Genomic DNA, 26,968 nt, shown 5'->3' on the forward strand with positions numbered 1-26,968 from the left:
ACAGGGGAGATCAATGCTGCTGAAAATTCTGGACCGGCTCGAGGAAATCATCATCGCGAGCCTGATGGGCGCTGCGACGCTTCTCACCTTCATCACGGTGGTGCACCGCTTCCTGGTCGACGTGCCGGTGCTCTATCCGTATCTGTTCGGCATCAACCTCGCATGGTCGCAGGAACTGTGCATCTACATGTTCATCTGGATGGCGAAGTTCGGCGCCGCCTATGGCGTGCGCACCGGCATCCATGTCGGCGTCGACGTGCTGATCAACCGCCTCAATGATTTCTGGCGCAAGCGCACCATTACCTTCGGCCTGCTCGGCGGCGCGCTGTTCACCGCGATCGTCGGCACCATGGGCGCCAAGTTCGTGTTCGAGCTGATGCACACCGACCAGGTCTCGCCGGACATGGAGATCCCGAGCTGGATCGTCTACGCCTGCATTCCGCTCGGCTCCTATCTGATGTGCTTCCGCTTCCTCCAGGTGTGCTGGACCTATTGGAAGACCGGCGAGCTCCCGCACCATGACGCCTCCCATGTCGATGGCGTCGAGACCAGCAAGACCGCGCCCGTCGCGCTCGGAGAAGCGTGATGAGCGCCGCACTTATTTTCGGACTGCTGTTTGCCCTGATGCTGACGGGCATGCCGATCTCGATCTCGCTCGGCCTGACCGTGCTCACCTTCCTGTTCACCATGACCAAGGTGCCGATCGAGAGCGTCGGCTTGAAGCTGTTTTCGGGCCTCGACAATTTCGGCATCATGGCGATCCCGTTCTTCATCCTGGCCGGTACCTTCCTGACCCGCGGCGGCGTCGCGCGGCGCATGATCGCGTTCACCACCTCGCTGGTCGGGCATCTGCCCGGCGGCCTTGGGCTGGCCGGCGTCGCAGCCTGCGCGATGTTCGCGGCGATCTCGGGCTCGAGCGTCGCCACCGTGGTCGCGATCGGCTCGATCATGATGCCGGCGATGGTCGATCACGGCTATCCGAAGCGGTTCGGCGTCGGCGTGATCTCGACCTCGGGCGCGCTCGGCATCCTGGTGCCGCCCTCGATCATCCTGGTGCTCTACGGCGTCTCGACCAACACCTCGATCGGCGCGCTGTTCATGGCCGGGATCGTGCCGGGCGTGCTGCTCGCGCTGATGCTGGCCGCGGTGACCTTCTTCGTCGCGCAGCGCAATGGCTACCCGAAGATGCCGCGGGCGACCATCGGCCAGCAGTTCAAGGCGTTCCGCGAAAGCATCTGGGGCCTGTTGCTGATCGCGATCGTGCTCGGCGGCATCTATGGCGGCATCTTCACGCCGACCGAAGCAGCCGCAGTCGCGGCGACCTACGCCTTCTTCATCACCGTGTTCGTCTACAAGGAGCTGAAGCTCTCCGAGGTGCCGAAGGTGCTGCTGCAGGCGGCGAGCATGAGCTCGATGCTGCTCTACATCATCACCAACGCGGTGCTGTTCTCGTTCCTGATGACGCACGAACAGATCCCGCAGGAGATGGCGGCCTGGATCATCGACAAGAACTTCTCGGTCTGGATGTTCCTGCTGGTCGTCAACGTCATCCTGCTGCTCGCCGGCAACGTGATGGATCCGTCGTCGATCCTCCTGATCATGGCGCCGATCCTGTTTCCGCTGGCGACCAAGCTCGGCGTGCATCCGGTGCATCTCGGCATCCTGATGATCGTCAACACCGAGGTCGGGCTGTGCCATCCGCCGGTCGGGCTCAACCTCTACATCGCGAGCAGTATCGCCAAGATGGGCATCAGCGAGATCACGATTTCGGTCCTGCCATGGCTGTGCGCGATGCTGCTGTTCCTCGGCCTGATCACCTACGTGCCGGAGATCTCGCTGTGGCTGCCGCGGCTGCTGGGAATGATTTAGCGATAACCGGAAAACCAAAGCGCGATTCCGCGCTTTGGATGTTTCTGACCGGCAATGAAGCGGATTACATCTTGGTAAGAGAGGTTTCTCTGTCCAATCCGTAAGTTGAAGGCGAGGGGCGGCGGCAGCATCCTCAGGCAACCTTCAAAGGAGGTTCGGATGAAGAAAGTTCTGCTTGCCGGTATCGCAGCGCTCACGATTGCCGGCTCGACCGCGGTCTATGCCCAGCATCGCCCGTGGTTCCATGGCCAGACGCGGATGAGCCCCGAGGATCGGGCCGCCTTCCTCGACGCGCGCATTGCCGCGGTGCACGCCGGGCTGAAGCTGACCGCCGATCAAGAGAAGCTGTGGCCGCCGGTCGAAGCCGCGGTGCGCGACTTCGCCAAGATGCGGCTCGATCGCGCCAATGCGCGGATGGCCGCGGAGAAGCCCGATGCGGACCAGGCGCAGAAGCCGGACGATCCGGTCGCGCGGCTGCGCGAGCGCGCCGACAACATGGCCGCGACCGCGACGTCGCTGAAGAAGATCGCCGATGCCGCCGACCCGCTCTACAAGACGCTCGACGACAACCAGAAGCGGCGGCTGACCATGCTCACCCACATGGAAGGGCGCGGTTTCGGTGCCGAGGGCTGGCGTCGCCATCGTCTCGAGCGCGGCATGGACCGCTGGGAGCATGACGGCCGCGACCATCATTTCGACCGCGATAACGGTCCGGATCAGGAGCGCTCCGGCCGGCTCTGAGAGCCAGCCTCCGGCAGCCTTGCCAAGCCTATGAAAGGCCGCCGGAATTCGGCGGCCTCTCGGCTGTCAGAAAGTCGGGAAAAGTTGCGCCGGCTTGCTGGACATCGCGGAATCGCTTTGCTAAACGACGGCCTCTCTTGCGAGGGTCATTCCGGAACAAGTTCCGGGCGCATAGCTCAGTTGGTAGAGCAGCTGACTCTTAATCAGCGGGTCCCAGGTTCGAGCCCTGGTGCGCCCACCAAGCTTTTCAATGACTTAGCTGTCTTGATCAGTTTGCGATCTCTCGCCGTTTACACTACCGTTTATAGTTTTGTTCTCGCTTCGAGCTTCAGCACGGCAGCTTCGACCAGCTGAATATTGCGGCCGAGGTAGTGTGCGTCGAGAATCGCCTCCACATCCTTCAGGCTGTGGCCGGTAAAGGTCGCGATCTGCGGACGGTCGCGCCGGCGACGGCCAACCTGACCACCGCGGTTCCCCTGAGGTCGTGGAAGGTAAGGTCAGCGATCTCGGCCCGGTCGCAGGCCTTCGACCACGACGTCCGAAAGCCGTCGGATGTCCAGGGGCGACTATACGAGTTGGTCAGAATGAGGGGGCTTCGCCGCTCGGCCTGTCCAGGACGGCTTTGAGCGGAGCCCCCGCAGGCATCGCGATCCGGCGGCCAGTCTTCGATTGGCGCAGCCTGATATGGGACCCGTCATAGGCCGACCACGGCAGCCGCAGGAGATCGCCTTGCCGCTGGCCGATCCAGAGAGCCAACATGATGGCAAATTTGATCTCAGCGCTGGCGGTCTGGAGGATGGCTGCCATCTGTTGCTCGCCCCAGATATTGTCCCTTCGATCAGCCGCATAGAGGCGACCGCCGCGCTCGCATGGGTTGGTTGCGATGATGCCGCGGTCCTTTGCGAACGACATGATCCGCGCCAGCGTCGTCCAGGCGTAGTCGGCCTTGCGAGGCGTCTCGGCGAATGAATCGCGCCAACTCTTGAAATCGCCGCGCACCCGACGATCGGTGAGCGCTGCCAAGGGCAGGTCACCGAACTCATTCTCGATGAGCTTGAGATAGGCCAGATACGAGCGCCGGCTAGATGCGGCGAGGCCGGTGAATTCCAGCGCAGCCTTATATTGGGCGATGATCGTCATGAAGGTGCCGGCACGGGGTTGCCGCAGACTTGCGTGCGCCTCATTATATGCGAGCAAGAACTCGGGCGTGTTCGGCTTGGCCTCGATCGCCGGGCCACCGCGCCACGCGTAGTAGTGGACGCGCACATCACCATTCGCGAGCCGTCGCGTGACTCTGTGTATGCCTTTCAGATTGACGCGCACGCTTCGCTCTCCACTCGTCCAGGGCAGAACTCGCAACGTCGAAAGTTTCGGATGCGGGTAGCCTGCTCAGAGAGTCTAGCGCGTGGTCGATTGCTTTCAAGTCCCACCGTGATGTGCCGGAAAGAGCAGGGGGCAGTATCCCGACCTTCACCCACCTGGAAAAAGCACTGACGGATAAGCTGCAATAGGACGCGGCCTGTTCGCGTGACACAAGGCGCCGGCCAATATTCTTCCTATCGGACTCCATCGAACAGATCCAACGGTGCAACTGATGCCAAGGAGAGAACGAGCTTCGCAGTTTCATCAGCTGGCGCAACTGCAAGCAGCGGCATCGAGATCAAGCTGTCGCCTTGTGGAAATGCGATTGCGCAATTGCAATCAAGCCCGATCAGACGGCTCACATTGTCTTGAGATGCGACGAAATCGTTCGAAGGCCGGGGTGATGATTTCACTCCAATTCACTCTCCCTGCCACCGTCTAATTTGCTTCTGATTGGGCGCGCGTGCGGCTATCCCCGCACCGGGCTCTTGTGACCCGAGCCGCGTGGCGTCTCGGCCAGCCGGCTGCGATCCCTCGCGCAAAGGGAGGATAATAATGAGTCGCTCGCCGGAGGCACTCGCCCGCGGGCCCCCCGTCATTGCATGCCGGCGTCGTTATCACTGTCCCGCGTTCGGGTGCCTTGTTAACCGGTCTCGCGACTGCAGTCGCCTCGGTGCCCGCGGTCATTGCATGCCCGCGTCGCTATCACTGCCCTGTCGGCGGTTGCCCCCTTGATCTTGTCACCGTTGGCTTGATCTCAATTCCGTTCTCATCGTCGAGAGCTACGGGGCTCCGCCCCTCGCGCGCGCCAGGGTAAAGCGCCGGCTGTTGCCGGCGCCGCCCCGAGCGGTCTCCCCGGTCTTCCGCGCTTTGCTCAGCCTGCCGACCTTGGACGAATTGGGACACGCTTGTGCAGACCCGCTCTTCGAGCGGCCCCGTTCGGGCGGGCGATACCCCACAGGTCGGGTCGCCCTGGCACTTGCTACCCCCGGTCTCGCCGACGGGCAGGGCGCAGGCGCGGAGTGCGCCCTGCACCCATGAAGCCAAGAGGAGATCGATCATGTCGGCCAAGTCAATCGAACAACTGAACGGAACAGAGGTTCTCATTCCGCTCAGCAAGCTAGAAGTCGCCTAAGAATGCCCGCAAGACGACGCACAGCGATGCGGCGATTGAGGCCCTGGCGGTGAGCATTGCGGCCAAGGGCATGCTGCAGAATCTGGTCGTTGAACCGGAGGTCGATGGCGAGGGAGCGGCCACCGGGATTATTTTGCGTGACCATCGGCGAGGGCAGCGGGCTGGCCCAGTTGCTGCGGGTGAAGCGGAAGGAGATCAGGAAGAACGAGCCGATCCGCCTGCATCGTCGATACCGCGAACGATCCTCACGAGATCAGCCTGGACGAGAACGTCACCCGGGAGAGCATGCATCCGGCCGACCAGTTCGAGGCGTTCCGAAAGCTCGCGGACGAGCGCGGGCTCGGTGCGGAGGAGATCGCGGCTCGCTTCGGCGTGACCGCGCATGTGGTACGGCAACGCCTGCGACTGGGCGCGGTTTCGCCCAAATTGGTGCAGCTCTATCGCGACGGCGATCTGACGCTTGAGCAGGGAAGGCAAAGACCTCGTCTGTATGGGCAAGGTCGACACCGGCTCGAAATGCGCCACATCGAGCAAGATCCGTGAGGCGCTGGACAGCGTCATTAGTCGGAAGAGCAAATTGAGTAAACCACTCAGAAAATCCCAAGGCACGGTGTGCCGGCTTTTACGGCTGGCTGAAATCGAACACCGCGACATCACGTCCGAAGGCTTGCCGCGAGCGAGCTCGTTCAGGTGGATTTTCAGAAAGTAACACACGTTGTAGATCGGCGCCCGGATTCGTACTTACATGGGCCAGATCACTGTGCGGCCAACGGCGACCGGTGATGAAACGCGCAACGCAGCGCGCCCACCTTACCCAAATAGGGAGCTGCGCCATGAAGAAACGGCGTCGTTTCAGACAAGCAGAAACCCTGCAGGAGAGGCTCAGGAGGTTCGCGGCGCAGAGCCGTGAACAAGCCAAGCAAATGCCTGAGGGCGCCGAGCGTGAACAGCTTGTCAAGAAAGCCCGTCAGGCGGAGACCGCCGCCCATCTCGATGAGTGGATGAGTTCACCGGGCCTTCAATCCCCGACATAGGGGCTTGGGGTTCTCCTCCCCTAGGCTCTTGAAGGGCTCTCGTATCCGGCGGGGGCCCTTCGCTTAGGAACCTACCTGCATCCCCGGACATTTTCTGCTTATGAGTGAGAGCGTACACCTCCTTGTCGAGAGTGCTGTCCAGATCGCCTGGGATTTCCTCGAAGCGTCAGGCGAAATTGTCGATGGCTATGAGACCAGCCGGCTCCTCGTGAAGGAAATCGGAAAGATGACGCTGACGGAGGAGCGGCGAAAAATCATGCTCGCCAACCGCGCGATCGAAGCTTACCGAAAGAACAGACAGAAGGCCGCATGAACGGACGGATTGACGAGGCTGTCGCAGCCCGGGCTTATGAGCTGTGGGAAAAGGCCGGAAAGCCTGAAGGCCGCGATGCGGAGTTCTGGCACTTGGCCGAACAGGAGCTGATCAACGAGGACAAGTCCTCACCGCTGCGGACGCCGGACACGCTGTGATCAACTCAAATTGCCCGATCCGCCACGGCCTGGCTGGGTGGCGGTCAGATCGCCACCTGACTGGAATGTCGGTATTTGGTTGTGCCTCTGGACTTAAACTTATCGGCTGGCATCCGGATGGCGGAGCGAACGACCATTAATAACCTGGCTGGAAGCCACCACGCGAATCAGGATGACCTCGAACGTCTCTACGAGTCCGTCAAGGAGACCAAGGGGGTCGTCGGTCGCGGGCTATACGATGGAGCTGTCGACTGAAGAGAACGAGAGTTGCAGCCATTGCAGGGCGAGAATTGTCGGAGCGCTTTGGATCTCGTTTCCATTTACCAGCTCGATGGCGCGTCCTATCCGGTAGCGGATAACCGCGATATCTTCGCCGTCGTTCGGCGCGCCCGCGCGCACGGGCGCTGCAGCAGCATCGACACGTGCCAAGAAAAGCGTCATGATCTCGTCAGTGAGCGCTGGCGCCGGCAGGAAGTCGAACAGCCGCTTCATGGATAGCGGCATGAGCCCGATCTCTTCGACGCACTCGCGTCGCGCCGCCGCTTCGGATGTCTCGCCGGGATCGACCCGGCCGGCCACGATCTCGATCATCTCGCCGCGTCCCGTCGCGAGATGACCGCCGATCCGGAATTGGCGGGTCAGAACGACTTCATCGCGCTCGAGGTCGATTGCCAGCACGCCAACGACGCGCCCGGAGCGCAGCACGTCGCGTTCATAGGTCGCGCCGACTTCGGTCCCTTGCCGGTCCGCCACGGCGAAACGATGATAATTGCGGTAGCCGCGACCGATCGGCTGTGGAGGAGACACAGTGATCGATCGCGGTTCGCGATCGCCGCCGACTAGGTTTGGCAGTGTCATTGCTGGCCGGCCAGGGTCAGCTGCGCCCGCCTGCGTCGCGCCGATGAGGCCGACGGTCGCGCGCTGACCAGAGCGGGAGCTGGAGTTGCCACGCGGAGCGAGAAGTAGGCGATTGTCGCCTGTAGACCGTCCTGCAACGCCACCCGAGGACGCCAGCCCAGTAATCGTTCCGCGGTTTCAATGACGGGCTTCCGGCGTTTGGGATCATCCTCTGGGAGGGACTCGAACCGCAGCGGCGACGCCGATCGCGTACATGCAAGAACCGTTCGCGCGATGGCCTCGATGGTGATCTCCTGGGGATTGCCGAGGTTGCAAGGCCCCGTCACCGTCGACGGACTCTCCATCAGCAATTCGAGGCCCCTGACGAGATCGTCGATAAAGCAGAAGCTTCTCGTCTGGCTACCCTCACCATAGATTGTGATCGGTTCGCCGCGCAGCGCCTGGACAATGAAATTGGAGACGACACGCCCGTCATTCTCCAGCATGCGGGGCCCATAAGTGTTGAAGATGCGGGCGACCTTCACTTCCACACCATGCGTCCGCTGGTAGTCGAACATCAAAGTCTCCGCCGCGCGTTTGCCCTCGTCGTAACAGGCGCGGGGCCCGATCATGTTGACATGACCGACATAGGTCTCCGGCTGCGGATGAACCTCGGGATCGCCATAGACTTCGCTGGTCGAGGCTTGCAGGACGCGCGCGGCTTTCTGTCGAGCCAACTCAAGTACATTCATGGTGCCGATGACGCACGTCTTCATCGTGCCGATCGGATCCCGCTGGTAGTGCCGTGGCGAGGCCGGACAGGCCAGGCTGTAGATCTGGTCGACTTCCACGGAGATGCTTAATGGGTCGCGGACGTCGTGTTGGATGAATTCGAATCGCGGATGATTGAGAAGCGGCCTGATGTTGTCGAGCGTGCCGGTGAAGAGATTGTCGACACAGATCACGCGTTCGCCCCGACGTAACAATGCGTCACAAAGATGCGATCCGATAAAGCCAGCGCCGCCCGTGATCAATACGGTGCGTGCAGGTCGAGTGCCGGTGATCCGCGCTTGATATGTCATAGACCCTCCTCAGATCTCTGCAGCTTGCTTGCTGCGTACGCTCGGTCGGTTAACCGATTTCGATCGGCGCTGGGCGGTCGCTTCCTGTAGATAGAATTCCAGCTGACGTGCCCGATGTGCTGGCGTGTGGTCGGCCAGAATGCGCCGACGGGCTCTTGCGCCGATCGACTGCCGACGTTCGTCCGGCATGTCGCGCAGGATCTCGACGACATCGCCCGAATCGTCAACGAGCAGTATCTCGGCCCCGGGCTCCAGGATCGTCTCGATGCCCGGCCAGCGATCCGAAATGATAGGCGTTCCGCATGCGGCTGCCTCGAACAGTCGCACACTGGGCGAAAAGCCGAGAGCGCGCATATCCGCACGCGTAATGTTCAGTGTGAAACGTTGCTCTGAGTAGAAAGCTGCGTGCCGGGACGGAGCGAGATGATCGATCCGCGCGACATTCTCCGGCCACTCTATGGCAGGATACTGCGAGCCGGCGACGACAAACTGCAGGTCCGGCGCGGCACGCGCTGGAGCGACCATTAACCGCTCGACCGAGTCTTGACGGTCAGGGCTGTAGGTTCCGAGATAACCGAGCTGCCATTTCGGCTCGCTCTGCTGGCCCCGGTAGAGGTCAATATCGGCGCTGCAATGGAGTACGCGTGCGAGCGGGCTGCCATATTCGGTCTCGACGACCTTTGGCACGTCTCCTGCCGTGAATGACAAATAAAGATCAAATCGCGGGATCAGCGCCGCGGAAAGATATGGCAGACCTCGATCGAGACCGGCAAGCGTGACGGGCGTATCAATATCGTAGAAGGCCGTTATGCCTCGCGCGTTGGTGGTTACCCAATCCGCAACCGCGATGCCATCGGGAACGTATGAACCGACGATCACGACATCGGCGATGCTGATGGTCTTGCCGAATCTAAACGCAAGGTCCGGGAGCGATTGATAGAGTTCAACCGACCAGGTTGATGGCTTGGCGAGGTCGCGATGTTCGCGATACCACGGCATGTCCCGCTCCAGGAATGTCACGCGATGGTCGCGCTGCGCCAGGGCCTCGATCAGGGCGCGATAGGTGGTCGCGTGACCGTTCCCCCAAGACGAGGTAACCGATAGTCCAATGACGACAATGCTGAGGGTCATTCCGCTGCCTCTATTCTCGCTGCTCGTTCCGCGAACAGCGTGTTGAACTGCCGCGCGCGCTGCCGGTAGGTGTGATGCGCGAGGATTCGCGCTCTTGCGCGCAACGAGATCGCGCGCGCAATCTCTCGCGTCAGCGAATCCAGATGCTCGGCGACGGCGGCGCCGCTCGATGCGACCAGTACCTCGCGCCCCGGCTCGAGGAAGGCGTCGATGCCCTTCCAGTCGTCGGTAATCAGGCATGCCCCGGCGCCGGCAGCCTCGAAAACGCGTGTCGGCGGCGAAAATCCATAGCGCGCCATGCTCTCGCGATTGACGTTCAGCGTGGCGAGGCCGGAGCAGAAGAACGCGTTATGATCGCCGGTGCCGACGTGGCCAACACGGCGGACATTGGCGGGCGTGTCCTTGTTGTCCCAGCCCGAGCCGCCCAGCACGAACTGTCTTGACGGCAAGGTGCGGGCGACCTCGAGGAAGAAATTGTCGATCCGTTGCTCTCGGTCGGGCAAGCGGTTCGCCAGCAGGCCGAGATCGCAGCCGAACCTCGGGCTCGCCGGGGCAGGGAAATGCGTCGACGTGTCCAGCGCGTTGTAGATCGGAATGCAGTCGGGCGCACCGACGGATCGGTAGGCAGCTATAACGGGCTCGCCGCCGCCATAGGTCAAAACCAGGTCGTAGCGCGGGATCGCCCTGCGCAGATGATGGTGGGGGTGCTGCGACATCGCGTCTAGCGTCGCCGGCGCGTCAACATCCCAGTAGATGCGGACGGCGCGCGAGGGGATCTCGACCACTGCGTTCTCAAGCTCCTGATCGAAAACGCCGACGCCGCTCGCCTTGATCAGGAGGTCGGCGGACCGGGCGGCAATCTCAAGTGAACTCTGCCATCCTTCAGTTGTCGCCGGATAGACCAGAACCTTGGCCCAGGGCGGATCTGCGATATCGCGATGCTGCTGGCGCTGGAAGGCGTCGGGCTCGAAGAAGCTAATATCGTGGCCAAGGGCTGCGAGCTCCTTGAGCATGCCGCGGTAGTAAGTCGCGGCGCCGTTCCAATAGGAGGAGACGAGGCTGGAGCCGAAGAAGCAGATCTTCATGCGAGCGCTCCTTCCCGCCGAGATTGTGCCGTTTGCCGCCGGGGCCCTCGGATTTGCGCGACAATGTCGAGCAGCTGAATGACGCGGTGGCGACAGGTATGTCGCTCCGCAATCGCGTCAAGGCCCGACTTCACCGTTGCGCATGCAAGCTGCGGATCGTGCAGCAGCGTCTTAAGTGCCGTCCGCATCTGATCGCCATTGCGGGCTCGCAGATAGGCGTTTTCCGGAAACAAGCGCTCGACGTCGCTCCACGGTGCGGAGACGATCGGAATGCCGCAGGCAAGCGCCTCGAACATCCGGATGGTCGGTATCCCAGGGAGCGCCTGCACATAGGGGCCGCGTGGCACATGGACCGTTGCACGTGCGGCCGCGAACGCCGCAGGCGCACGATGTGCCGGCAACCAGCCGCAATAATCCATGCCCGCCGCCTCGATCACACGCAATGCGGCCTCCGAGTAGCGCACGCCGTGAATTTCGCCGCGCAATCCCAGCTGTGACGCAGGGGAGATCAGGAACTCGATGAGTTCGGCTGCGCGCTCTCCATCGCCCCAATTTCCGATCCAGACCACGTCGTTCCGTCGCGGAATGTGCGGCATCGGGTGATAAAGACCGGTGTCCGCGGCTTCGTGCCAGGTGTAAGCACGATTGGTCCAGCCGAGCCCGAGATAGATCTCCCGCAGGATCTCGCCGAAGGCGAGCACGCCATCGAATCCGGATAGGTCGAAGCGCGCCAGTTCCTGGGGGGAAGTCACCGCGCGGTGATGGGTATCGTGAAACAGCAGCGTGTAGTCACCTGACAAGATACGATGTCGACCGATTGCCTTGACCAGGTCAGGACGATTCCACTCATGGACGATCACGAGGCCCGCGTCGTCCAGGACCTCTTCGAGATTGAGGCCGGGCTGATACTGCCTGATATCGATCCCGGGCAGCAGAGCTTCGGCTTCCCGCAGCGCCTGTTCGCCGCCATCACGAAGCGCGTTGAGCCGGCTCCAGCCATCGGCTGGTTCGTAGATGCCGACGTCGTGCCCGAGCGCATCGAGCTCGCGCGCGACGCCGCGGAGAAAATGGGCATTGCCATTGTTCCAGCACGAGGTGAACGCATGACAGAACAGAACGCATTTCATGCCGTCATCTCCAAAGCGGGTGCGGGCGATTGGGTCGCACGAGCCGCTGGCAGGGCGGCATAGAGATCATGATACGTGCCGGCCATTTGCGCCAACGAGTAGCGCCGCGACCGCTCCTGGGCGGCGTGCTGAAGCTGTACGCGCCAGTCGTAATCGGCGCAGAGTCTGTTCACCGCGCGGTTGAGCTCACGCTTGTTGGCAGGATCCACGAACAGGGCGGCGTCGTCCCACAGTTCGCGAAACGTCGGAATATCCGAGAGAACCAGCGCGCAGCCGGCCGATGCAGCTTCGAGCACAGCAAGGCCGAACGGCTCATAGAGCGCTAGGCTGACAAAGATCGCTGCCTGCTTCATGCGGGCTAGCAGCGAATCATGATCGAGCGACCCGAGCCAGATGGGGCCGGCCGGGATACGGCCCGATGTCGGGCCGGCCATCAGCACCGGCCAATCCAGTCCTTGCGCAAGCTCGGCGGTGGCAGAGAGGTTCTTAGCGGGGTCCCAAAGCCGGCCTGCCGCCAGCAGAAAGGCACGTTTGGGCGTCGGCAGCGAAACCGGCAGCGCGCCATTCCAGATCACGGTGCCGGGCGTGTTCGGGCAATAAATCTCGTGAATAGCATGCTGTAGTTTCCGGCTGGGACTGACCCAGTTATACGCCGCATTGAGGCCTTCCCGGACCGAGCTGGTGTAGTGTTGCCACGCCGGCTGGTCGAGCCATGCCGTATCGTTGCAAGCACGCGCCCAGGAGTTCACGCAGGAGTGCGCAACGACGATTGTCGGGGCCATCCAATTGAATGAGGCCTCGCGGTAGCTGTTGAGATGGATGACGTCGGGACGGATCCGCGATTCGAGGCCGGCAAGCACACGTCTGGCGTTGGGCAGATCGGCTCCGTCCGGGTCTTGCCACTCCAGCGCGAGATTGGTCTCGATCAGTTGGACGCGAAAATCACGCAGCATGCCGCGTTGCTCGGAACTCGGAGCCGGCCCCATCACGACGAGATGAACATCCGCGCCCATGCCGGCCAGCGCCGTGGCGAGCAAGCACGAGAAGTTCCAGACGCCGCCGATCGCATCGGTTGTCATCATCACGGTGAGGCGTGACGTCGCAGTCATGGCGTAACCTGCAGCTCGAGTTCGGCGAGCGGGACTGGACGTCCTTCCTGGACATCGCTGAACTGGTCGAATATCGCGAGGTAGTGCTGGTGTGCTCGCTCCCAGGCGAAGTCGTCCGGCTCGCCCCAGAGCTTTCGATAGTCCGGCGAGCCCGGATACGGATAGATCGGGACCGGATCGTTGGCCCAGACGCCGGCATCCTGCATCTGGCGTCGCCAACGCTGGACGACCGGATCGTCGTCTTCGGGCATCTCGATCAGGTTGGCTTGGACGAAGGGAACGTGCCGGCGGGCCTCGATCAGCCGGTCCGCCAGCTGGTCCGTCGTCATCTTGCAGTTCTTGGCCAGCGCTACGCGGCCCTCCGGCGTCAGGCTTTCCACGCCAGCCTCGATCGATACACAGCCGGCGCGGCCGAGCAGCGCCAGCATGTCGGGCTTCCAGAGGTCGATCCGGGTCTGGATGCCGAACTTGATGCCGCGTGCGGTCAGTCCGTGCAGAAGTTCGGCATTCGGCAGGAAGATCTCGTCGATGAAGTAGAGGTACTCGGTGTCGTGACGCCGCAGGCCGTCGATCTCGTCGAGGACCGCCGCTGCGGGACGCCGGCGATAGGCGTTGCGGAAATTCTCCTTGGCGCAGAACGTGCAGTTATAGGGGCACCCCCGCGAGGCTTCGACCTCGGCGCCGGCGCCGGTCGGTTCCGCCTCGAAGCGGTGATGATGGTGATGATGACTACGGATCATCTCGGCCGGCCATTGCAGCGCGGGCTGGTCCTTGAAGGCGACGGCCTGCGGTCCGCCGTTGACCCGAACGGTTCTGCCATCGAGGAAGCAGAGTCCGGCGAAATCGCGATCGCCATTGGCAAGGCGCACCAACGCGCGCTCGCACTCGCCCATCACCACGATATCTGCGCCGAGCTTGCGCAGCGCCGTTCTCGGCGTCGTCGATCCGTGCGGACCGACGGCGACCAGGGTTGGTGCCAGACCGAACAGCGAGAGCAGCAGTTCCTGTGGGATACGCAGCTCGGGCGGTGCGCAGCGCCAGAACAAATAGGTCGGCGCAGTGGTGACCGCGATCAGATCAGGCCTGAAGGCGCGGAGCTCGGCCTCGATTTCGCAATGCGAGAGGTCGAACATATGGGCATCGAGCAGTAGCGTCGGGTGACCGGCTTGACGCAGATAATGCGCGGAGATGCCGAACTCGATCGGCAAGTGTGGTTGGCGACAACCGAAATAGATGCTGCCGTCGAAATTCCAATTCGGATTGATCAGAGCAACGCGGGTCATGCCGAGGCTCCCTTGTGTACGACGGATGGCCCGAACCGGCCGTCGAGCCAGGCATGCAGCGACTGCAAGCCCTCGCGCAGCGGGACCTTCGGCGTCCAACCCAACAATTTGGTGAGCGCGCTGGTGTCCGTGACGTACCAGGGCTGGTCGCCAGGCCGCCAGTCGGCGAACCCGTATTGCACCTCGCGGCCGGTCAGCTGCGCGATCTCGTCGATCAGCTCGAGCAGGCTCACCGCATTGGAGGAGCCGCCACCAAGGTTGAACACGCGGCCACGGCTGAGTCCGATTTGGTCGAGCGCCGACAGCCAGACCTCGGCGGCATCATTGACATGCAGCGCATCGCGCACCTGATATCCGTCGCCGTAGATTGTCAGGGCTCGGTTCTCGATCGCGCTCCTGAGGAAATGTGCGATCCAGCCCTGATCTTCTGTGCCGAACTGCCGAGGCCCGTAGATGCAGCTCATTCGCATCACGACAGTTTGCAACCCGAACACCCGGGCATAGTCATGGACATACTGATCGGCCGTGCCCTTGGAGCAGCCATACGGGCTATAAAAATCGAGCGGCGTGTCCTCGGAGACGCCTCGAGCAACGCCGTCGGCAACCGGTACGTAGCGCCGGTCTACGCGGGTAACGCCGGTCTGGTCACCCAGCCGGCCATAGACCTTGTTCGTGGACGCAAACAGGACAGGCGCCGATGGATTGTGCAGGCGGACGGCCTCCAGCACGTTGAGAGTCCCGTGCGCGTTGGTCTCGAAATCGCCTGCGGGGTCGGACAGGCTGTCGGTAACGGCTACCTGGGCCGCGAGGTGCAGCACGGCGCGAGCGTCCTTAACGGCATCGATGACGGGAATAGGATCGCGAATATCAGCGACGACGATCTCGACCCGTCCGTCATGTCTCGACTTGAGCCAGTGCGCATTTTCGCGAACGCCGGTGCGGGCGAGACTATCGAAGACCACGACTGAGTCGCCGCGGGCCGCAAGCCGGTCTGCGAGGTTGCAGCCGATGAAGCCGCAGCCGCCGGTCACCAGCACGGGTCTGTTCTGGCCTGCGTCCATCATGCCACCAGTCCCCGGCGTGACAGTTCCTCGGCAGCCCGCTCGACATGGTCATCGGCGATCTGATCGGCTAGGTAACCGGACAGCTCGTCAAGACCATCCTCGAAGGCGACATTCGGCGCAAAATCCAGCTCGGCAGATGCCTTGCTGATATCGGCGAAGCAATGGCGGATGTCGCCGACACGGTACTTTCCGGTAATCTCGGGCGCGATGTCGGTTCGGCCCATGACCTCGGCGAGGCTCTGTGCGACGGACAGGATCGTCCGGCTCTGACCTGAACCGATGTTGAAGACCTCCGAAGCGTGGCGCGACTCCAGCGCTAGATGGCAGGCTCGCGCTACATCGCTGACGTGGACGAAGTCGCGGCGCTGCAGACCGTCCTCGAACACCAGGGGCGACCTGCTGTTCAGCAGCCTCGCGGCGAAGATCGCCAAGACGCCCGTGTAGGGATTTGACAGCGCCTGGCGCGGACCGAACACATTGAAAAAGCGGAGTGCGACGGTCGGGATACCGTAAGCCCTTCCAGTGATCAGGCACATGCGTTCCTGCGCATATTTGTTCAGCGCATAGATTGAGCTGAGGCATGGTAGCTTGGATTCGGGAGTCGGCACCGGCTCCAGGTTTCGCCCGACGCTGTCGTGCAACTCCCAGTCGCCGTCGCGGAGCTGATCGATCGAACGGTCGCCGGCGGCGTACGCGACATGATCGATGCCTCGATACAATCCCTCGCCGTAGACGCTCATTGAGGATGCGACAACGAGTCGTTCGACAGGGTGCCGCGACAGAGCCTGGAGCAGCTGCGCGGTGCCAAGCTCGTTGGTCCTGACATAGGACGCGATGTCGTACATGCTCTGACCCACGCCAACCGACGAGGCCAGATGCAGCACTTTGTCTACGCCCCGCAGCGCGCGCTCAATGGCAAGCTCATCCGTGATGTCGCCGACCATGAGGTCTGCGTCCTTGTTCAAATAGGACGGGCGCTTGCCGTCCGGGCCATGGACCTGCAAAGACAGATTGTCCAGCAATCGGACCTCGTAGCCTGCGGCAAGCAACGTGTCGGCAGCATGTGAGCCGATAAATCCGGCGCCGCCAGTAATCAAAACACGAGTCATTCGCCGCTGCTCCCTGTCCGAGATGAGGCCAGACCGGTGTCTGGCCGGGAGATGAGAGTGGAAGCGCGCTACGAAGTTGGTCGATCGACCGCGCTCCAATCACATTGAAAGAAAGACGCGTGCGGAGGAATGTTCGTTCCTGCGAAATGTACAAACGATAATTTCGCTAATCTGGATCAATAACCTGAGTGAATCGCAATGGCATGCGACCTAAAACGCCGAGCCATGCGCGACGGGAGGGAGACCAAGATGGCGCGCGACGGTTGCTGCGATATCTGAAAAGCCCGTCCGCTTGCCAATGTCCCGTGTTCGATTGCTCGTCCGCGCCAGGATCGGCACCTGTTCGCGGGTATGGTCCGTTCCATCCCAAGTCGGGTCACAGCCGTGGTCGGCCGTCAAGATCAGCAGGTCGTCGGATTCCAGACGCGACAGCAATTCCGGGAGACGGCGGTCGAACTGCTCGAGCGCGGCCGCGTATCCGGCGATATCTCGCCGATGACCGTAGAGGGTGTCAAAGTCGATGAAATTTGCAAACAGCAGCCCGCCGTCTGCCAGATCGTCAATCGCCTCCAGAGTACAGTCGAACAGGGTGTCGTTGCCGTCGCCGCGCTTGTTACGGCCGGTACCGCGATGGGCGAAAATGTCGTCGATCTTGCCGATCGAAACGATGTCGCGGCCGTCATCGGCGGCACGATCGAGGATCGTCTGGCCGGGAGGCGGGACAGAAAAATCGCGACGGTGTGCGGTTCGCTTGAAGTTTGCGGCTGCCGAACCGACGAAGGGCCTGGCAATGACCCGTCCGATGTTGAGTGGATCGACCAGGCGACGGGCGAGTGCGCATATGGCGTAGAGCCGCTCCAGCCCGAATGTTCCTTCATGCGCTGCGATCTGGAATACACTATCGGCAGAGGTGTAGCAGATCAGTTCTCCGCTTTGCATATGGCGTTCGCCTAGTTCGCGGATGATCTCAGTGCCGGAGGCGTGACAGTTCCCGATGATGCCGGGGACGCCAGCATCATCGCAGAGCCGCTCGACAAGGCCTTTCGGGAAGCATGGCCTGGTCTTCGGAAAGTAGCCCCAGTCAAACGGGACCGGCACGCCGGCGATCTCCCAATGCCCGGAGGGGGTATCCTTTCCCTTCGAACGCTCGCTGGCACAGCCGAACATGGCGTACGAATGGACCGGCCCGTCGAGTGCCGGTGGAGTGCGGCCCGTGGCGAGGCGGCAAGCCTGACCGAGGCCCAAGGCGACGAGGTGCGGTATCGCAAGCGGCCCGTTGCGGATATCATTGTCGGCCGCGCCACGGGCGCAAGCTTCCGCGATGTGACCGAGGGTGTCGGCGCCGTGATCACCGTAGAGCGCGGCATCGGGCCCTCCACCGATGCCGACCGAATCCATCACGAGAATCAAAGCGCGCATACAGGCTTACTTTCCGGTTCAGTGCTCGGCAGCGACGGCGCGGCGCCGGTCCGCGCGCAGTAGCGCTTGACCATCTGTGCGCAGAAATCGGCGAACTCGTTTGCATCCAATGGTGGACTGGTGTGGTGCGGTGCGATGCCGCGATGTTGCGGCGTGAAGCAGAATGTCAGGGTAACCTCGAATTCGGCGAGTGCGTCCATCTGACGGTCGAACCAGGCGAGCGCATTGGGGCGGAAACTATCTGCCCATGATAGGCCGGTTCGCAGATGTCTCATGCCGAGCCGACGCATCCAGCCTGCTGCGTCCAACAGACGGTGGTCCTCGAAATGGAACCACTGACACAGGCCCATGTACGGCGCGTATCGCTCATAGAGCTTGAGCGCCTGCTTGGGCGATCCGTCTTCGCGCAGCAGGCCCATATGGAAGTGCCTGTAGTAGGACGAACCTTCCGCTTCCCTGTGGCGGGTGGTCGCTTCCCAGCTCGATGGCAGATCGTACAGGCTGTACCAATGAATGCGCGGTGCACGTCCTATCAGCAGATCGGCGGTGCGCTCGAGGCCCCATGCCTGAACCTGCTCGGCGCCGAACGACGATACGCCAACTTCCGTCACCCAAACGGGAAGCGCGACTTCAGCCTGGATTTCGGAGAGCTTGTTCGGCCATTGGTCGATCTGCCAGAGATTCCAGTCCAGCGGGAAGCCGTGCACTGCCACCGCGTCGACGTGATCCAGCGCGCCGCGCGTCTGCATGGTGCGCATGAAGCCGGGATCGATTGGCGAGATGCCGCCGAGGACCCTCGGCAACGTGGGGTGCGCGCTTCGAATGGCCTTGCCCGCGGTGATCACAAGCTCGGCAAATCTTGTCCAATCCGGATCGAGCCATATGTCCCAATGCGATTTGTTGTTCGGTTCGTTCCAAATCTTGGCTGCCTCGATCATCGAGCGGCTACCTTTTCCGAGAGAAGAGATGTCGCGGGCTCACGCGGCGCCAGCCGCTTGCAGAGGTAGACCTCATCCTCGGGATGGGCGATGATCGAAAAGCCGGAGCTGCGCAGCATGGCCTCCACACAGGCGCGGTTCGGCACCCACCAGTTGGTAGGATCTTCGGCGTATTTGTGCTCGATGAAGTGCAGCCTGGGATAGCCGGGAGAGTCGAACTGGTCGGTCGTCCAGAAGTCGTAGTCGCTGTCGACGTGGTCGACGCCGCTATCGCCACGTTGCATGGACTGGAACAACAGCAGGTCGGCTGCGACGTGCTCGTGGATCAGGTCGAGCGCGAGCAGTGGGTGCCTCAGATGATACAAGACTCCCATGAAGATCACGAGATCGAATCGTTCGTGAAGCTGTCCGACATCATATGCCGAGAGCTTCCGGAATTCGATATCGAGGCCAGTGACATCAGCGGCAAACCGTGCCTGCGCCAGGTATTCATCGTCGGTATCAAGGCCGAGCACGCGCGCAGCGCCACGGCGCTTCATTTCCAGCGCGTAGAAGCCGGCATTGCAGCCTATGTCGAGGACGGTCTTGCCCTCAAGGTTGGCGGGGACCACTTCGGCGAAGTGACGCCACTTCACACGCGGATAGTCTCCAAGGAAATGCGATGGAGCGGTGCTGATCCCGTTGAGGTCGAGGTTATGGAACCATGGTCCAAGTGCGTCGATCCGCTGTCGAATTTCTTCTGTGGAGAGCGTGGCACCCGTCATGCGTTTCCTCGTTTGTTGGTCCTAGAGGTGGAGAGGTGGCAGGCCATGGTCCGTGACATCGACAGCCTCGTCGGAAAGCAGCGCCATCGCCGTGCGGTAGCCATTGACGGTCCCAACGTCGACATAAGTGTCGCCAGCTTTCACCCCGACGCCGCGGCCGCCGGCCGCGAGATAGGCGTTCACCAACGTTCCGAAATATTCGTCACGAGGATTGCGCAGTCGCCACAATTGGCGCAGGTCGTGAAAGCCGGTCGCCGACATTCGGAAAGCGCCCCAGATCCAGTCGGTCGTCGCGTCAGGCCGCTTGACCTGGATTTCCTGAACTTGCTCGCCCGCGAGGACCACAGCATCGAAGAACTCAGGATGTTCGACAGGAAACAGGAGGAACGACAGATCGGCCTCGGGCAGCTCGCGCAGGGCGGTCTTCGGAAACCAGATCGTGTCGGGCAGGCCTACCACGACGTCGTCGCGTTCCCCGACTACGGCGCTTGCCCGGAAGACAGCGTCACACAGACCCAATGCGTCCGGCTGGACGACATAGGCCAGCTGCGCGGTGCGATAGTGGTCACCGAAATATTCGAGGATGTCGGACTTGCCAGGCGAAATGACGAAGCAGATCTTGTCGGCGCCGCCAATGATCAGCCGTTCAACGAGATACTCCGCTACTGCGCAGGGACGATCCGTTCCGTTGTCACGCCGGCTCCCGACCGGCAACAACTCCTTGGAAAACGCCAGCGGCTGGATACGGCTGCCGCGGCCAGCGGCCGGCACGATGCCCCACATGTCAGGCCTCCGCTGTCAGGGGTTGATCAATGTCGCGTCGCGCCGCCTGTTCCAGCAAAATGTCCAGCTCGCGCGCACGCCGCTCCGAGGAATGTTCGACCAGGATGCGTTCCCGGGCGCGCCGCGCCATTTGCTGCAATTCGGAATCACTCATGTCGAGCGCTTCGAGCACGTCCTGCGCATCATGCCCCAACAATATTTCGTCGCCCGGCGTCAGAAATTCCTCGATGCCCATCCAAGCGTCGCTGATGAGGGGCACGCCGCAGGCGGCAGCTTCAAACAGTCGCCCGGATGGACACCAGCCCATCTCCGACATCGCTGGGCGCGTGACGTTGAGCGTGAGGCGCGAGGATGCGAAGAATGGTGGATGCTCCGCGGGGGGAAGATGGCGAACGAAGAAGACATTCGGCGACCACGGGAAGCTATCGGGATATTGCGCGCCACCGATCAGGAAACGCAGATCCTGTCTTTTGTGGGCAGGAGCGACGAACAAAGCCTCCAGCGCGCGTTGGCGATCTTCGGAATATGTTCCGAGATACGATAGAGCGGCGCGATAGTGCGGCTGGGAAGCGGCTGGGTAATGCGCGTCGCCGTCAACGTGGCCGTAAAGCGGGCGAACGTTTTCAGCCCCCAATCTCTGTCGAAATTCATCTGCTATCTGCGGTCCGCCGGTGAAGCTCAACACGAGCTTGAAATCCCGCAGGCCTGACGCCCCGATGTAGGGAACTGGCTGGCCTGCCTTGAGCTTGGCCATGGTGATCGGAGTATCCAGATCATAAAAGACTGGAAGCGCGTGCCCGCATTGAAGAATCAGGTCGGTGGCCGCGATGGCGTCCGGACAATAGGAGGTGACGACCGCGGCATCGGCATCCGCCACATCAGCACGCGCGCGATCCTCGATTTCAGACCAGGACGAGAATAGCTGCAGGCGGCCGCCGGGAAGCTCGAACATGTCCCTGGCTGCTGCGTAGTAGGACACGTCGCGCTCATAGAACACGACACTATGACCGAGACGGGCGAGATACTTGCAGAGACCCCGCCACAGGGTGGCATGACCATTGCCCCATGATGATGAGATCGTCAGGCCGAAGATCACGATCTTCACGTTGCCACCTCGTCGTTTCCGTATGTGACTTGAACGCCGGCTTCGTCGAACCACAATGTGTGAATGCTGGCCGGATCGACCACGATAGAAAGGAAATCGTTCAGCGACATGCCCTTGTAGTGGAGCAACGCCGCCCGGATTGGCTCCGCGTGACTGATCAGGGCGACGACCATCGTGGTCGGATCGCGATGCAATCGTTCAAGATACGCGATCACTCTCTCCTGCAGCGCGCTCATGCTCTCGCCACCCGGCGGGCGGCTAATGCCACGTTGCGCATTCCATCGCGACCAGATCGGATCGCCCTGCAGATCCGCAAGCCGTCGGCCGGTCCATTCGCCATAGTCGATTTCGTCGATCTCGGAGGCAATCTGCACTGGCAGGCCAAGCGCATTTCCCAGAATATCGGCTGATTGCCGGGTGCGACGCTGTGGGCTCGACCGGATGATGTGCGGTCGCGGATGCAGCAGCCCGGCACAACGGGCCATCTGCTGCAGTCCCAATGTGTCGAGCGATACATCCGACATCCTGCCGCTCAGACATTGCCCGAGCAGCGGGTGATGGCCATGCCGGATCAGGTGAATGGCCTTGGCCATCAGTCACGTCCGTCGTCGATGAAGTCGCGCGTGCGCCGACGGGCTTCGTCATCGGTGAATTGCTGTGGAGGTGATTTCATGAAGTAGCTAGACGGGCCGGTCAGGGCGCCGCCGACCCCGCGATCGATTGCAAGCTTGGCGCAGCGGACGGCATCGATCACGACTCCCGCAGAGTTTGGTGAATCCCAAACCTCGAGCTTGACTTCGGCCGACAGCGGGACTCCGCCAAAAGTGGTTCCTTCCAGGCGGATGAAGGCGAGCTTGCGGTCAGTCAGCCACGGAACGTGATCGCTGGGACCGACATGAACATTGTCGGCATCCATCGGTACGTCGAATTGACTGGTGATCGCCTGCGTCTTCGAGACTTTCTTGGATGCGAGACGATCACGCTCCAACATATTCTTGAAATCGGCATTGCCGCCGACATTCAGCTGGTACGTCCGGTCGAGCCGGACGCCTCGTTCACGAAGCAGATTGGCAAGGACACGGTGCACGATGGTGGCGCCGACCTGACTTTTGATGTCATCGCCGATCAATGGAAGGCCGGCCTCCTCAAAGCGACGTCTCCAGGACGGGTTGGACGCAATGAACACGGGAATGCAGTTGACGAATCCGCAGCCCGCTGCGATTGCCTGTTCAGCGTACCACTCACCGGCACGCTGCGAGCCGACCGGCAGATACGACACCAGCACATCGGTTCGGGATTTCATCAAGACATCGGCGACATCGACGGGCGGCGTATCGTCAACCGGGATATCGCCTTCGAGGTAGCGGCCGACTCCGTCGAGCACCGGCCCTTTCTGTACGGCCACGCCAGTCTGTTTGACATCACAGAACCGGTGCGTGTTGTTTGGTGTCGCCCCGATCGCATCGGCCACGTCGAGACCGACTTTGCTGACATTGACGTCGAAGGCGGAGCTGATTTCGATGTCGCTGATGTGGTACCCACCCAGATTCGCGTTCATCAGGCCCGGCACCGGCTCGTTCGATTTGGCGCACCTGTAATAGGCGAGGCCCTGCACGAGTGAGCTCGCGCAATTGCCAACTCCGACGATGCCGACGCGTACGCGCCGGCGGTCCTGAAGGCGTGAATGCATCTGCTGTGGTCCTCTGGAGTTGTGCCAGAATGTAAGTACGGCGGCGAACGTACCGCAGGGTATGTTCGTTCCTGAGTAGAGCCAGTCGGAAACGCCAGCATCACGGTTCATGTCGCGAAAATCGAAATTTCTTAACTCAGGATAGTGTCGGGCTGCAGTTCTACGGAACGACCTTCATCCTGGATGAAGATGAAGAACATGATGCTCCGGTCAGATCGGGGACAACCGTCGCGACAACTCGCTAAGAACTATTTGCGCCAAGCGGCGTTTCGCCCGGAGAGCCAGACTGGCTCACCTAGATCAGAACCCGATAGCGCGCGAGATAAGTTGATGACGCAAAGCCACAGCAAGGTGGATGAAACCGAAGCCCACACCACCACCGACCACAACTCAATCCGGCATTGGGCCGAGTCCCGGCACGGTCGTCCGGCAACTGTTGAAGCAACCGAAGAAGATGGTCATGCAGGTATCCTGCGGATCGACTTCGATCCCCCTGATGAGGGGCTTGACCACATCGGTTGGGACGAATTCTTCCGCAAGTTCGACGAGGCCGACCTTGCGTTTCTCTACCAGGATCGCACCAAGGACGGAAAGACCAGCCGTTTCCACAAGTTCGTTCGGCGATCCAGTGCCAAATGATCGGACCGGCCGTTGCTGCCTCGACTGATCGATCGGCCGGCGCTGGGCAGGACTGGATTGATGCCATGCGCGCCGGCGAGTTCGACCGCGCATGGGCCATCAGTGACCGCGATCTGGCGCGACTGTGGGCACCGGGGGGAGATAAACACCTTGGACCTCGTCATCTGCAGCGGATCTGGCGCGGCGAGGAGTTGCGGGGCAGGAGTGTCCTGGTTCGTTGCTACCACGGCCTCGGCGATACAATCCAGTTCATCCGCTTCATGCCCGCACTGCGGGCAATTGCGCGTGGCGTAACCGTCTGGTGCCAGCCGCCGTTGCTTGCCCTGATTAGTCGAGCCGACGGTGTCGATCGCGCTATCCCGCTTCACAATGGTGTGCCTGACGTCGAATTCGACGTCGATATCGAGATCATGGAGGTGCCGCACGCCATCAGGGCGAATCGAGACCATATTGCATTGCAGAGGCCGTATCTCAGCCTGTCGCCGACCACCGTGCGATTTCGGGAGCGCATTGGCGGGCAAACGGCAGTAGGCCTGGTTTGGGAGGTGGGTGCCTGGGACAAGCGGAGAGAAATTCCGGTTGCCGAGCTGCAACGTCTGGGCGGGGCCAACATCGACTTGTACTCCTTGCAGCGTGGGCCGGGAGCCGCAATGGCGCCAACGATCGGCGCGCGGGATATCAGCACAGTGGATATTTGCTTGTTGGGCCAACGAATGGCTCAACTGGATCTCGTCATCTGCGTGGATACGATGGTCGCGCATCTTGCCGGCGCGCTGGGGCTCGACGTGTGGATTCTTCTGCATGCTGACTGCGACTGGCGTTGGCCCGCATCCGGTGAACGCTCTATTTGGTACCCGACGGCCCGGCTATTTCGCCAGAGAAAGCCGGGCGATTGGAGCCCCGTCATTGAACAAGTCGAAAATGCACTCAGTCATCGCAGCGAATCTGCGATAACGGCTGCTTCGGTTGATCTTGCCGTCGGCGGCTCGGCTGCCTCAACCTCGTCGATTGCAGGTAACCGCAGATAGGCCGGATTGAAGCCGGCCAGACGGACCAAACCATACCAGTTTGTGATCGTAATGGTCTTTGAATGCCACTGCAGCAGGCTGCTGCGACGAAGCTCCTGGATGGTCCGGTTGGCGTGGACGGCCGATATGCTGCAGGCCGCCGCGAGCTCGGATTGCGTGAAGGGGGAGGGAACGCGGAGGTCTCTCGCCAGACCGACGGCGCGTAGCCGTGTTGCGAGTTCGCATATGAGATGCGCGACGCGTTCGAGCGCGTCGCGGCTGCTCACGTTCAGGATCCAGTTTCTTGAGGTCGCAGCGTCGATCAGAATGAGCCGCAATAGCGAACGCCAGAGCGTAGGCGATAGCTCGGCCAACTCTCGGAAGAAGCGGTGAGGAATCGATGCGACGACCGCTGGACCAACCGTTACGAGATCATAATCAACTTGAAGGTCATGGACCGTATAGAGGTCTGGAACGTCGCCCGGTACATGGATCGAGATGATCCGGCCATCGCGGCCATCGGGATCCTGCCAGCACAGATATCCCTGCAGCAGCAAATGACAATGCGTTGGAAGCTCACCTCGCTGCATAAGATGATGGCGAGAGCCGTAGTGGCTGATGCTGCTTGGCATCTTGGCCAAGAGATCGAGACTATCGGATGACAGGGCGCCCTGTGTCGCCAAGCGATCGGCAAACCTTGAGAACGGAAATCCTGCTTGCATGGGGGCGCCTGGAAAACGACAATCGCATATTAGCGAGCATAGCCGACGCGTCATTAACTTAAGACATGTGGTGGGACAGAGCGAGGCTGGGGAATGTCGAGGAAGCGGCCGCGCTCCGATTGACGCTGCCGACATAGGGCGGCGGACATTGCGGACCGTGCAAGCTGGACAAAAGACGAGCGCGTCTCTCAAGGAAAGTTGATCGTTCGGCTGCGATGCCACGCATACGCCATCAAGGTGCGCTGTGTATCCCTTGGCTGCCGACTGAACGCCGCTTGCCGGGCGGAGCCTGGTCGACATTGTCAGAAAACATATGGCGATAGGCGGCAGCGACAGCGGCGGCTCCGCTCACGCCATGCATCATGGCGATTTCGCCTTGCTGCTCGTGACGGATGGCGTGCGCCATGATGCGGAGCCGCAGGTCGCCGCGGCTGCGCCATTCCTGGTCGGCCATCTTGACGGCTCCCTTGTGATGCAGCGTCATCGTTCGCACGAACGCTCCGTCGAATGCCTCGGATGAGGCGTCGCGAACCTCTTGTAGCTGTTGGATGGTCAGAAAGCCCGGCATTCGGCTGCGTTCGTCGTCCGTGCAATCCGGCATCAAAGTCTCGAACCAGCTTTGCCACCAGCGTTCGAATATGCGGTTCTCGCCGGCCTGGCTCGCGACCATCAGTCCAGCCAGGGCCCGAAGATGGGGATCGCGGGCGCGTTCGGCACCGAGCCGGGCGAGCTCGATCCCCTGGGCATGATGGGTCGCCATGTGGCGGATATAGAGCTGATCCGTATCCAGATCGCCGCCGGCCCATGGAAACTCGCGGCCGGTTGCGCTGGCGAACGCCGCGGCGGAAAGTGTAGTGATGACGATGACGGCAGCTATGGCCCAGCTGCGGGCGAATCGCGCATCGCGAGCCGGCACGTGTCCGGAGGGCCAGCGTAGCCAGACGAACAGCGGGTACATCACAGCCGAGGAGGCGTGGACAAGCAGTCCGATCCAGTAGGGCTGTTGCAGCGTGAACAGTGGCTGGAAGAACGGGAATAGCGGAACCAGAAAGAACCATTCCATGGCGGACGACAGGACCGCCCATGGCAGAGCGGCGAGCAGGATCTGCATCGGCGTCAGATGCACGGTCCAACGGCCGAACAGGCCAAAGAATACGAGCGCCCAGGAGAAGTCGGCCCATTGGTGGAAGGCAACGCCGACAAGAACCGCGCTCCATGACGGCTCCAAGCCGAGCACCGAGTCGCGTGCCGGGATTGCGGCGACCGTCATCCAATCGACAGCGGCATCGCGGCCGATCCGCGCGGCGGCCAGCTGGCTGACGATGGTGGAGAAGCTGCTGCTAATCGCGCCGAGCTCAGCGGCGGCGAGCCAGCGCGATTTGTGGTCCGTGGTCGCCGCGGTGCGATCAGCCTCGGCTAGCGCGACCATAGAGTATGCTCGGTTCTGGCGTCTGCGGCCCAC

27 protein-coding genes, 1 tRNA gene and 1 pseudogene are annotated in these 26,968 nt (G+C 61.8%); 10 read left to right on the forward strand and 19 right to left on the reverse strand.

Going from position 1 to position 26,968, the window contains the following annotated elements:
- The first annotated feature begins 13 nt into the window (after positions 1–13).
- The 4 genes from ACVISU_RS32560 to ACVISU_RS32575 all read left to right on the forward strand — a co-directional run bounded on the left by ACVISU_RS32560 (position 14) and on the right by ACVISU_RS32575 (position 2,851).
- Positions 14–586 (forward strand): TRAP transporter small permease, encoded by a 573-nt coding sequence (locus ACVISU_RS32560; RefSeq protein WP_050405137.1) that lies wholly within the window; start codon positions 14–16, stop codon positions 584–586.
- Positions 586–1,869 carry a TRAP transporter large permease gene (locus ACVISU_RS32565; RefSeq protein ID WP_456709650.1) on the forward strand — a complete coding sequence of 428 codons (1,284 nt, stop codon included), beginning with the start codon at positions 586–588 and terminating at the stop codon, positions 1,867–1,869. The genes ACVISU_RS32560 and ACVISU_RS32565 overlap by 1 nt, the downstream gene beginning before the upstream one ends.
- Positions 1,870–2,028: 159 nt before the next feature.
- Positions 2,029–2,610, forward strand: a complete 582-nt coding sequence (locus tag ACVISU_RS32570) for a Spy/CpxP family protein refolding chaperone (RefSeq protein WP_456709651.1) — start codon at positions 2,029–2,031, stop codon at positions 2,608–2,610.
- Positions 2,611–2,775: 165 nt separating this feature from the next.
- Positions 2,776–2,851 (forward strand) — tRNA-Lys (locus tag ACVISU_RS32575).
- A gap of 338 nt (positions 2,852–3,189) precedes the next feature.
- On the opposite strand, the gene ACVISU_RS32580 is transcribed toward ACVISU_RS32575, so the two are convergent.
- Positions 3,190–3,933: an integrase gene (locus ACVISU_RS32580; RefSeq protein ID WP_456709652.1), complete on the reverse strand. Its 744-nt coding sequence runs from the start codon at positions 3,931–3,933 to the stop codon at positions 3,190–3,192.
- Between the two features lie 1,099 nt (positions 3,934–5,032).
- Between ACVISU_RS32580 and ACVISU_RS32585 the strand changes: the two are divergent.
- The 4 genes and pseudogenes from ACVISU_RS32585 to ACVISU_RS32600 form a co-directional block, all read left to right on the forward strand.
- Positions 5,033–5,575, forward strand: a pseudogene (locus ACVISU_RS32585) (ParB/RepB/Spo0J family partition protein); the annotation flags it as partial.
- Positions 5,576–5,940: 365 nt separating this feature from the next.
- On the forward strand, positions 5,941–6,141 hold the full coding sequence (locus ACVISU_RS32590; protein WP_456709653.1) for a hypothetical protein: 201 nt from the start codon (positions 5,941–5,943) through the stop codon (positions 6,139–6,141).
- Between the two features lie 100 nt (positions 6,142–6,241).
- Complete coding sequence (locus ACVISU_RS32595; RefSeq protein WP_456709654.1) at positions 6,242–6,454, forward strand: hypothetical protein; 213 nt, start codon at positions 6,242–6,244, stop codon at positions 6,452–6,454.
- Positions 6,451–6,612 carry a DUF2934 domain-containing protein gene (locus ACVISU_RS32600; RefSeq protein ID WP_083992367.1) on the forward strand — a complete coding sequence of 54 codons (162 nt, stop codon included), beginning with the start codon at positions 6,451–6,453 and terminating at the stop codon, positions 6,610–6,612. Before ACVISU_RS32595 ends, ACVISU_RS32600 begins: the two co-directional genes overlap by 4 nt.
- 231 nt (positions 6,613–6,843) lie before the next feature.
- Here the strand turns inward: ACVISU_RS32600 and ACVISU_RS32605 are convergent, their stop codons facing one another.
- The 16 genes from ACVISU_RS32605 to ACVISU_RS32680 all read right to left on the reverse strand — a co-directional run bounded on the left by ACVISU_RS32605 (position 6,844) and on the right by ACVISU_RS32680 (position 23,138).
- A complete protein-coding gene (locus ACVISU_RS32605; RefSeq protein ID WP_456709655.1) occupies positions 6,844–7,470 on the reverse strand; it encodes an NUDIX domain-containing protein in 627 nt (208 codons plus the stop codon).
- Entirely contained in the window at positions 7,467–8,531 is a 1,065-nt protein-coding gene (locus ACVISU_RS32610; RefSeq protein ID WP_050400756.1) for a UDP-glucuronic acid decarboxylase family protein, read from the reverse strand. Before ACVISU_RS32610 ends, ACVISU_RS32605 begins: the two co-directional genes overlap by 4 nt.
- A 9-nt stretch (positions 8,532–8,540) precedes the next feature.
- Positions 8,541–9,662, reverse strand: coding sequence for a CgeB family protein (locus tag ACVISU_RS32615; protein WP_456709656.1), 1,122 nt, complete (start codon positions 9,660–9,662; stop codon positions 8,541–8,543).
- Positions 9,659–10,747 (reverse strand): CgeB family protein, encoded by a 1,089-nt coding sequence (locus ACVISU_RS32620; protein ID WP_456709657.1) that lies wholly within the window; start codon positions 10,745–10,747, stop codon positions 9,659–9,661. The genes ACVISU_RS32615 and ACVISU_RS32620 overlap by 4 nt, the downstream gene beginning before the upstream one ends.
- Positions 10,744–11,874 (reverse strand): CgeB family protein, encoded by a 1,131-nt coding sequence (locus ACVISU_RS32625; protein ID WP_456709658.1) that lies wholly within the window; start codon positions 11,872–11,874, stop codon positions 10,744–10,746. Before ACVISU_RS32625 ends, ACVISU_RS32620 begins: the two co-directional genes overlap by 4 nt.
- On the reverse strand, positions 11,871–12,983 hold the full coding sequence (locus ACVISU_RS32630) for a glycosyltransferase family 4 protein (RefSeq protein ID WP_456709659.1): 1,113 nt from the start codon (positions 12,981–12,983) through the stop codon (positions 11,871–11,873). The genes ACVISU_RS32625 and ACVISU_RS32630 overlap by 4 nt, the downstream gene beginning before the upstream one ends.
- A complete protein-coding gene (locus tag ACVISU_RS32635) occupies positions 12,980–14,266 on the reverse strand; it encodes a TIGR04295 family B12-binding domain-containing radical SAM protein (RefSeq protein ID WP_456709660.1) in 1,287 nt (428 codons plus the stop codon). Before ACVISU_RS32635 ends, ACVISU_RS32630 begins: the two co-directional genes overlap by 4 nt.
- Positions 14,263–15,330, reverse strand: a complete 1,068-nt coding sequence (locus tag ACVISU_RS32640; RefSeq protein WP_456709661.1) for an NAD-dependent epimerase/dehydratase family protein — start codon at positions 15,328–15,330, stop codon at positions 14,263–14,265. Before ACVISU_RS32640 ends, ACVISU_RS32635 begins: the two co-directional genes overlap by 4 nt.
- Positions 15,327–16,439, reverse strand: a complete 1,113-nt coding sequence (locus tag ACVISU_RS32645) for an NAD-dependent epimerase/dehydratase family protein (RefSeq protein ID WP_456709662.1) — start codon at positions 16,437–16,439, stop codon at positions 15,327–15,329. Before ACVISU_RS32645 ends, ACVISU_RS32640 begins: the two co-directional genes overlap by 4 nt.
- A gap of 210 nt (positions 16,440–16,649) precedes the next feature.
- Entirely contained in the window at positions 16,650–17,858 is a 1,209-nt protein-coding gene (locus ACVISU_RS32650; RefSeq protein WP_456709663.1) for a phosphopentomutase, read from the reverse strand.
- Complete coding sequence (locus ACVISU_RS32655; protein WP_050400747.1) at positions 17,846–18,796, reverse strand: glycoside hydrolase 5 family protein; 951 nt, start codon at positions 18,794–18,796, stop codon at positions 17,846–17,848. Before ACVISU_RS32655 ends, ACVISU_RS32650 begins: the two co-directional genes overlap by 13 nt.
- Positions 18,793–19,560: a TIGR04290 family methyltransferase gene (locus tag ACVISU_RS32660; protein ID WP_050400746.1), complete on the reverse strand. Its 768-nt coding sequence runs from the start codon at positions 19,558–19,560 to the stop codon at positions 18,793–18,795. Before ACVISU_RS32660 ends, ACVISU_RS32655 begins: the two co-directional genes overlap by 4 nt.
- Positions 19,561–19,581: 21 nt before the next feature.
- Positions 19,582–20,343 (reverse strand): sugar phosphate nucleotidyltransferase, encoded by a 762-nt coding sequence (locus ACVISU_RS32665; protein ID WP_050400745.1) that lies wholly within the window; start codon positions 20,341–20,343, stop codon positions 19,582–19,584.
- Position 20,344: 1 nt separating this feature from the next.
- Complete coding sequence (locus ACVISU_RS32670; RefSeq protein ID WP_456709664.1) at positions 20,345–21,448, reverse strand: CgeB family protein; 1,104 nt, start codon at positions 21,446–21,448, stop codon at positions 20,345–20,347.
- Positions 21,445–22,041, reverse strand: coding sequence for a histidine phosphatase family protein (locus ACVISU_RS32675; RefSeq protein WP_050400743.1), 597 nt, complete (start codon positions 22,039–22,041; stop codon positions 21,445–21,447). Before ACVISU_RS32675 ends, ACVISU_RS32670 begins: the two co-directional genes overlap by 4 nt.
- Positions 22,041–23,138, reverse strand: a complete 1,098-nt coding sequence (locus ACVISU_RS32680; protein WP_456709665.1) for an inositol-3-phosphate synthase — start codon at positions 23,136–23,138, stop codon at positions 22,041–22,043. Before ACVISU_RS32680 ends, ACVISU_RS32675 begins: the two co-directional genes overlap by 1 nt.
- A 330-nt stretch (positions 23,139–23,468) precedes the next feature.
- On the opposite strand from ACVISU_RS32680, the gene ACVISU_RS32685 reads away from it, so the two are divergent.
- Both ACVISU_RS32685 and ACVISU_RS32690 read left to right on the forward strand, forming a co-directional pair.
- Positions 23,469–23,777: a hypothetical protein gene (locus ACVISU_RS32685; RefSeq protein ID WP_050400741.1), complete on the forward strand. Its 309-nt coding sequence runs from the start codon at positions 23,469–23,471 to the stop codon at positions 23,775–23,777.
- Positions 23,774–24,805 carry a glycosyltransferase family protein gene (locus ACVISU_RS32690; RefSeq protein WP_050400740.1) on the forward strand — a complete coding sequence of 344 codons (1,032 nt, stop codon included), beginning with the start codon at positions 23,774–23,776 and terminating at the stop codon, positions 24,803–24,805. The genes ACVISU_RS32685 and ACVISU_RS32690 overlap by 4 nt, the downstream gene beginning before the upstream one ends.
- Here the strand turns inward: ACVISU_RS32690 and ACVISU_RS32695 are convergent.
- Together ACVISU_RS32695 and ACVISU_RS32700 are read right to left on the reverse strand one after the other, a co-directional pair.
- Positions 24,709–25,506, reverse strand: a complete 798-nt coding sequence (locus ACVISU_RS32695) for a Crp/Fnr family transcriptional regulator (RefSeq protein ID WP_456709666.1) — start codon at positions 25,504–25,506, stop codon at positions 24,709–24,711. The genes ACVISU_RS32690 and ACVISU_RS32695 overlap by 97 nt on opposite strands.
- Before the next feature lie 232 nt (positions 25,507–25,738).
- Complete coding sequence (locus tag ACVISU_RS32700; protein ID WP_456710952.1) at positions 25,739–26,935, reverse strand: DUF305 domain-containing protein; 1,197 nt, start codon at positions 26,933–26,935, stop codon at positions 25,739–25,741.
- Positions 26,936–26,968 lie beyond the last annotated feature (33 nt).

The organism is Bradyrhizobium sp. USDA 4452 (assembly GCF_054063575.1).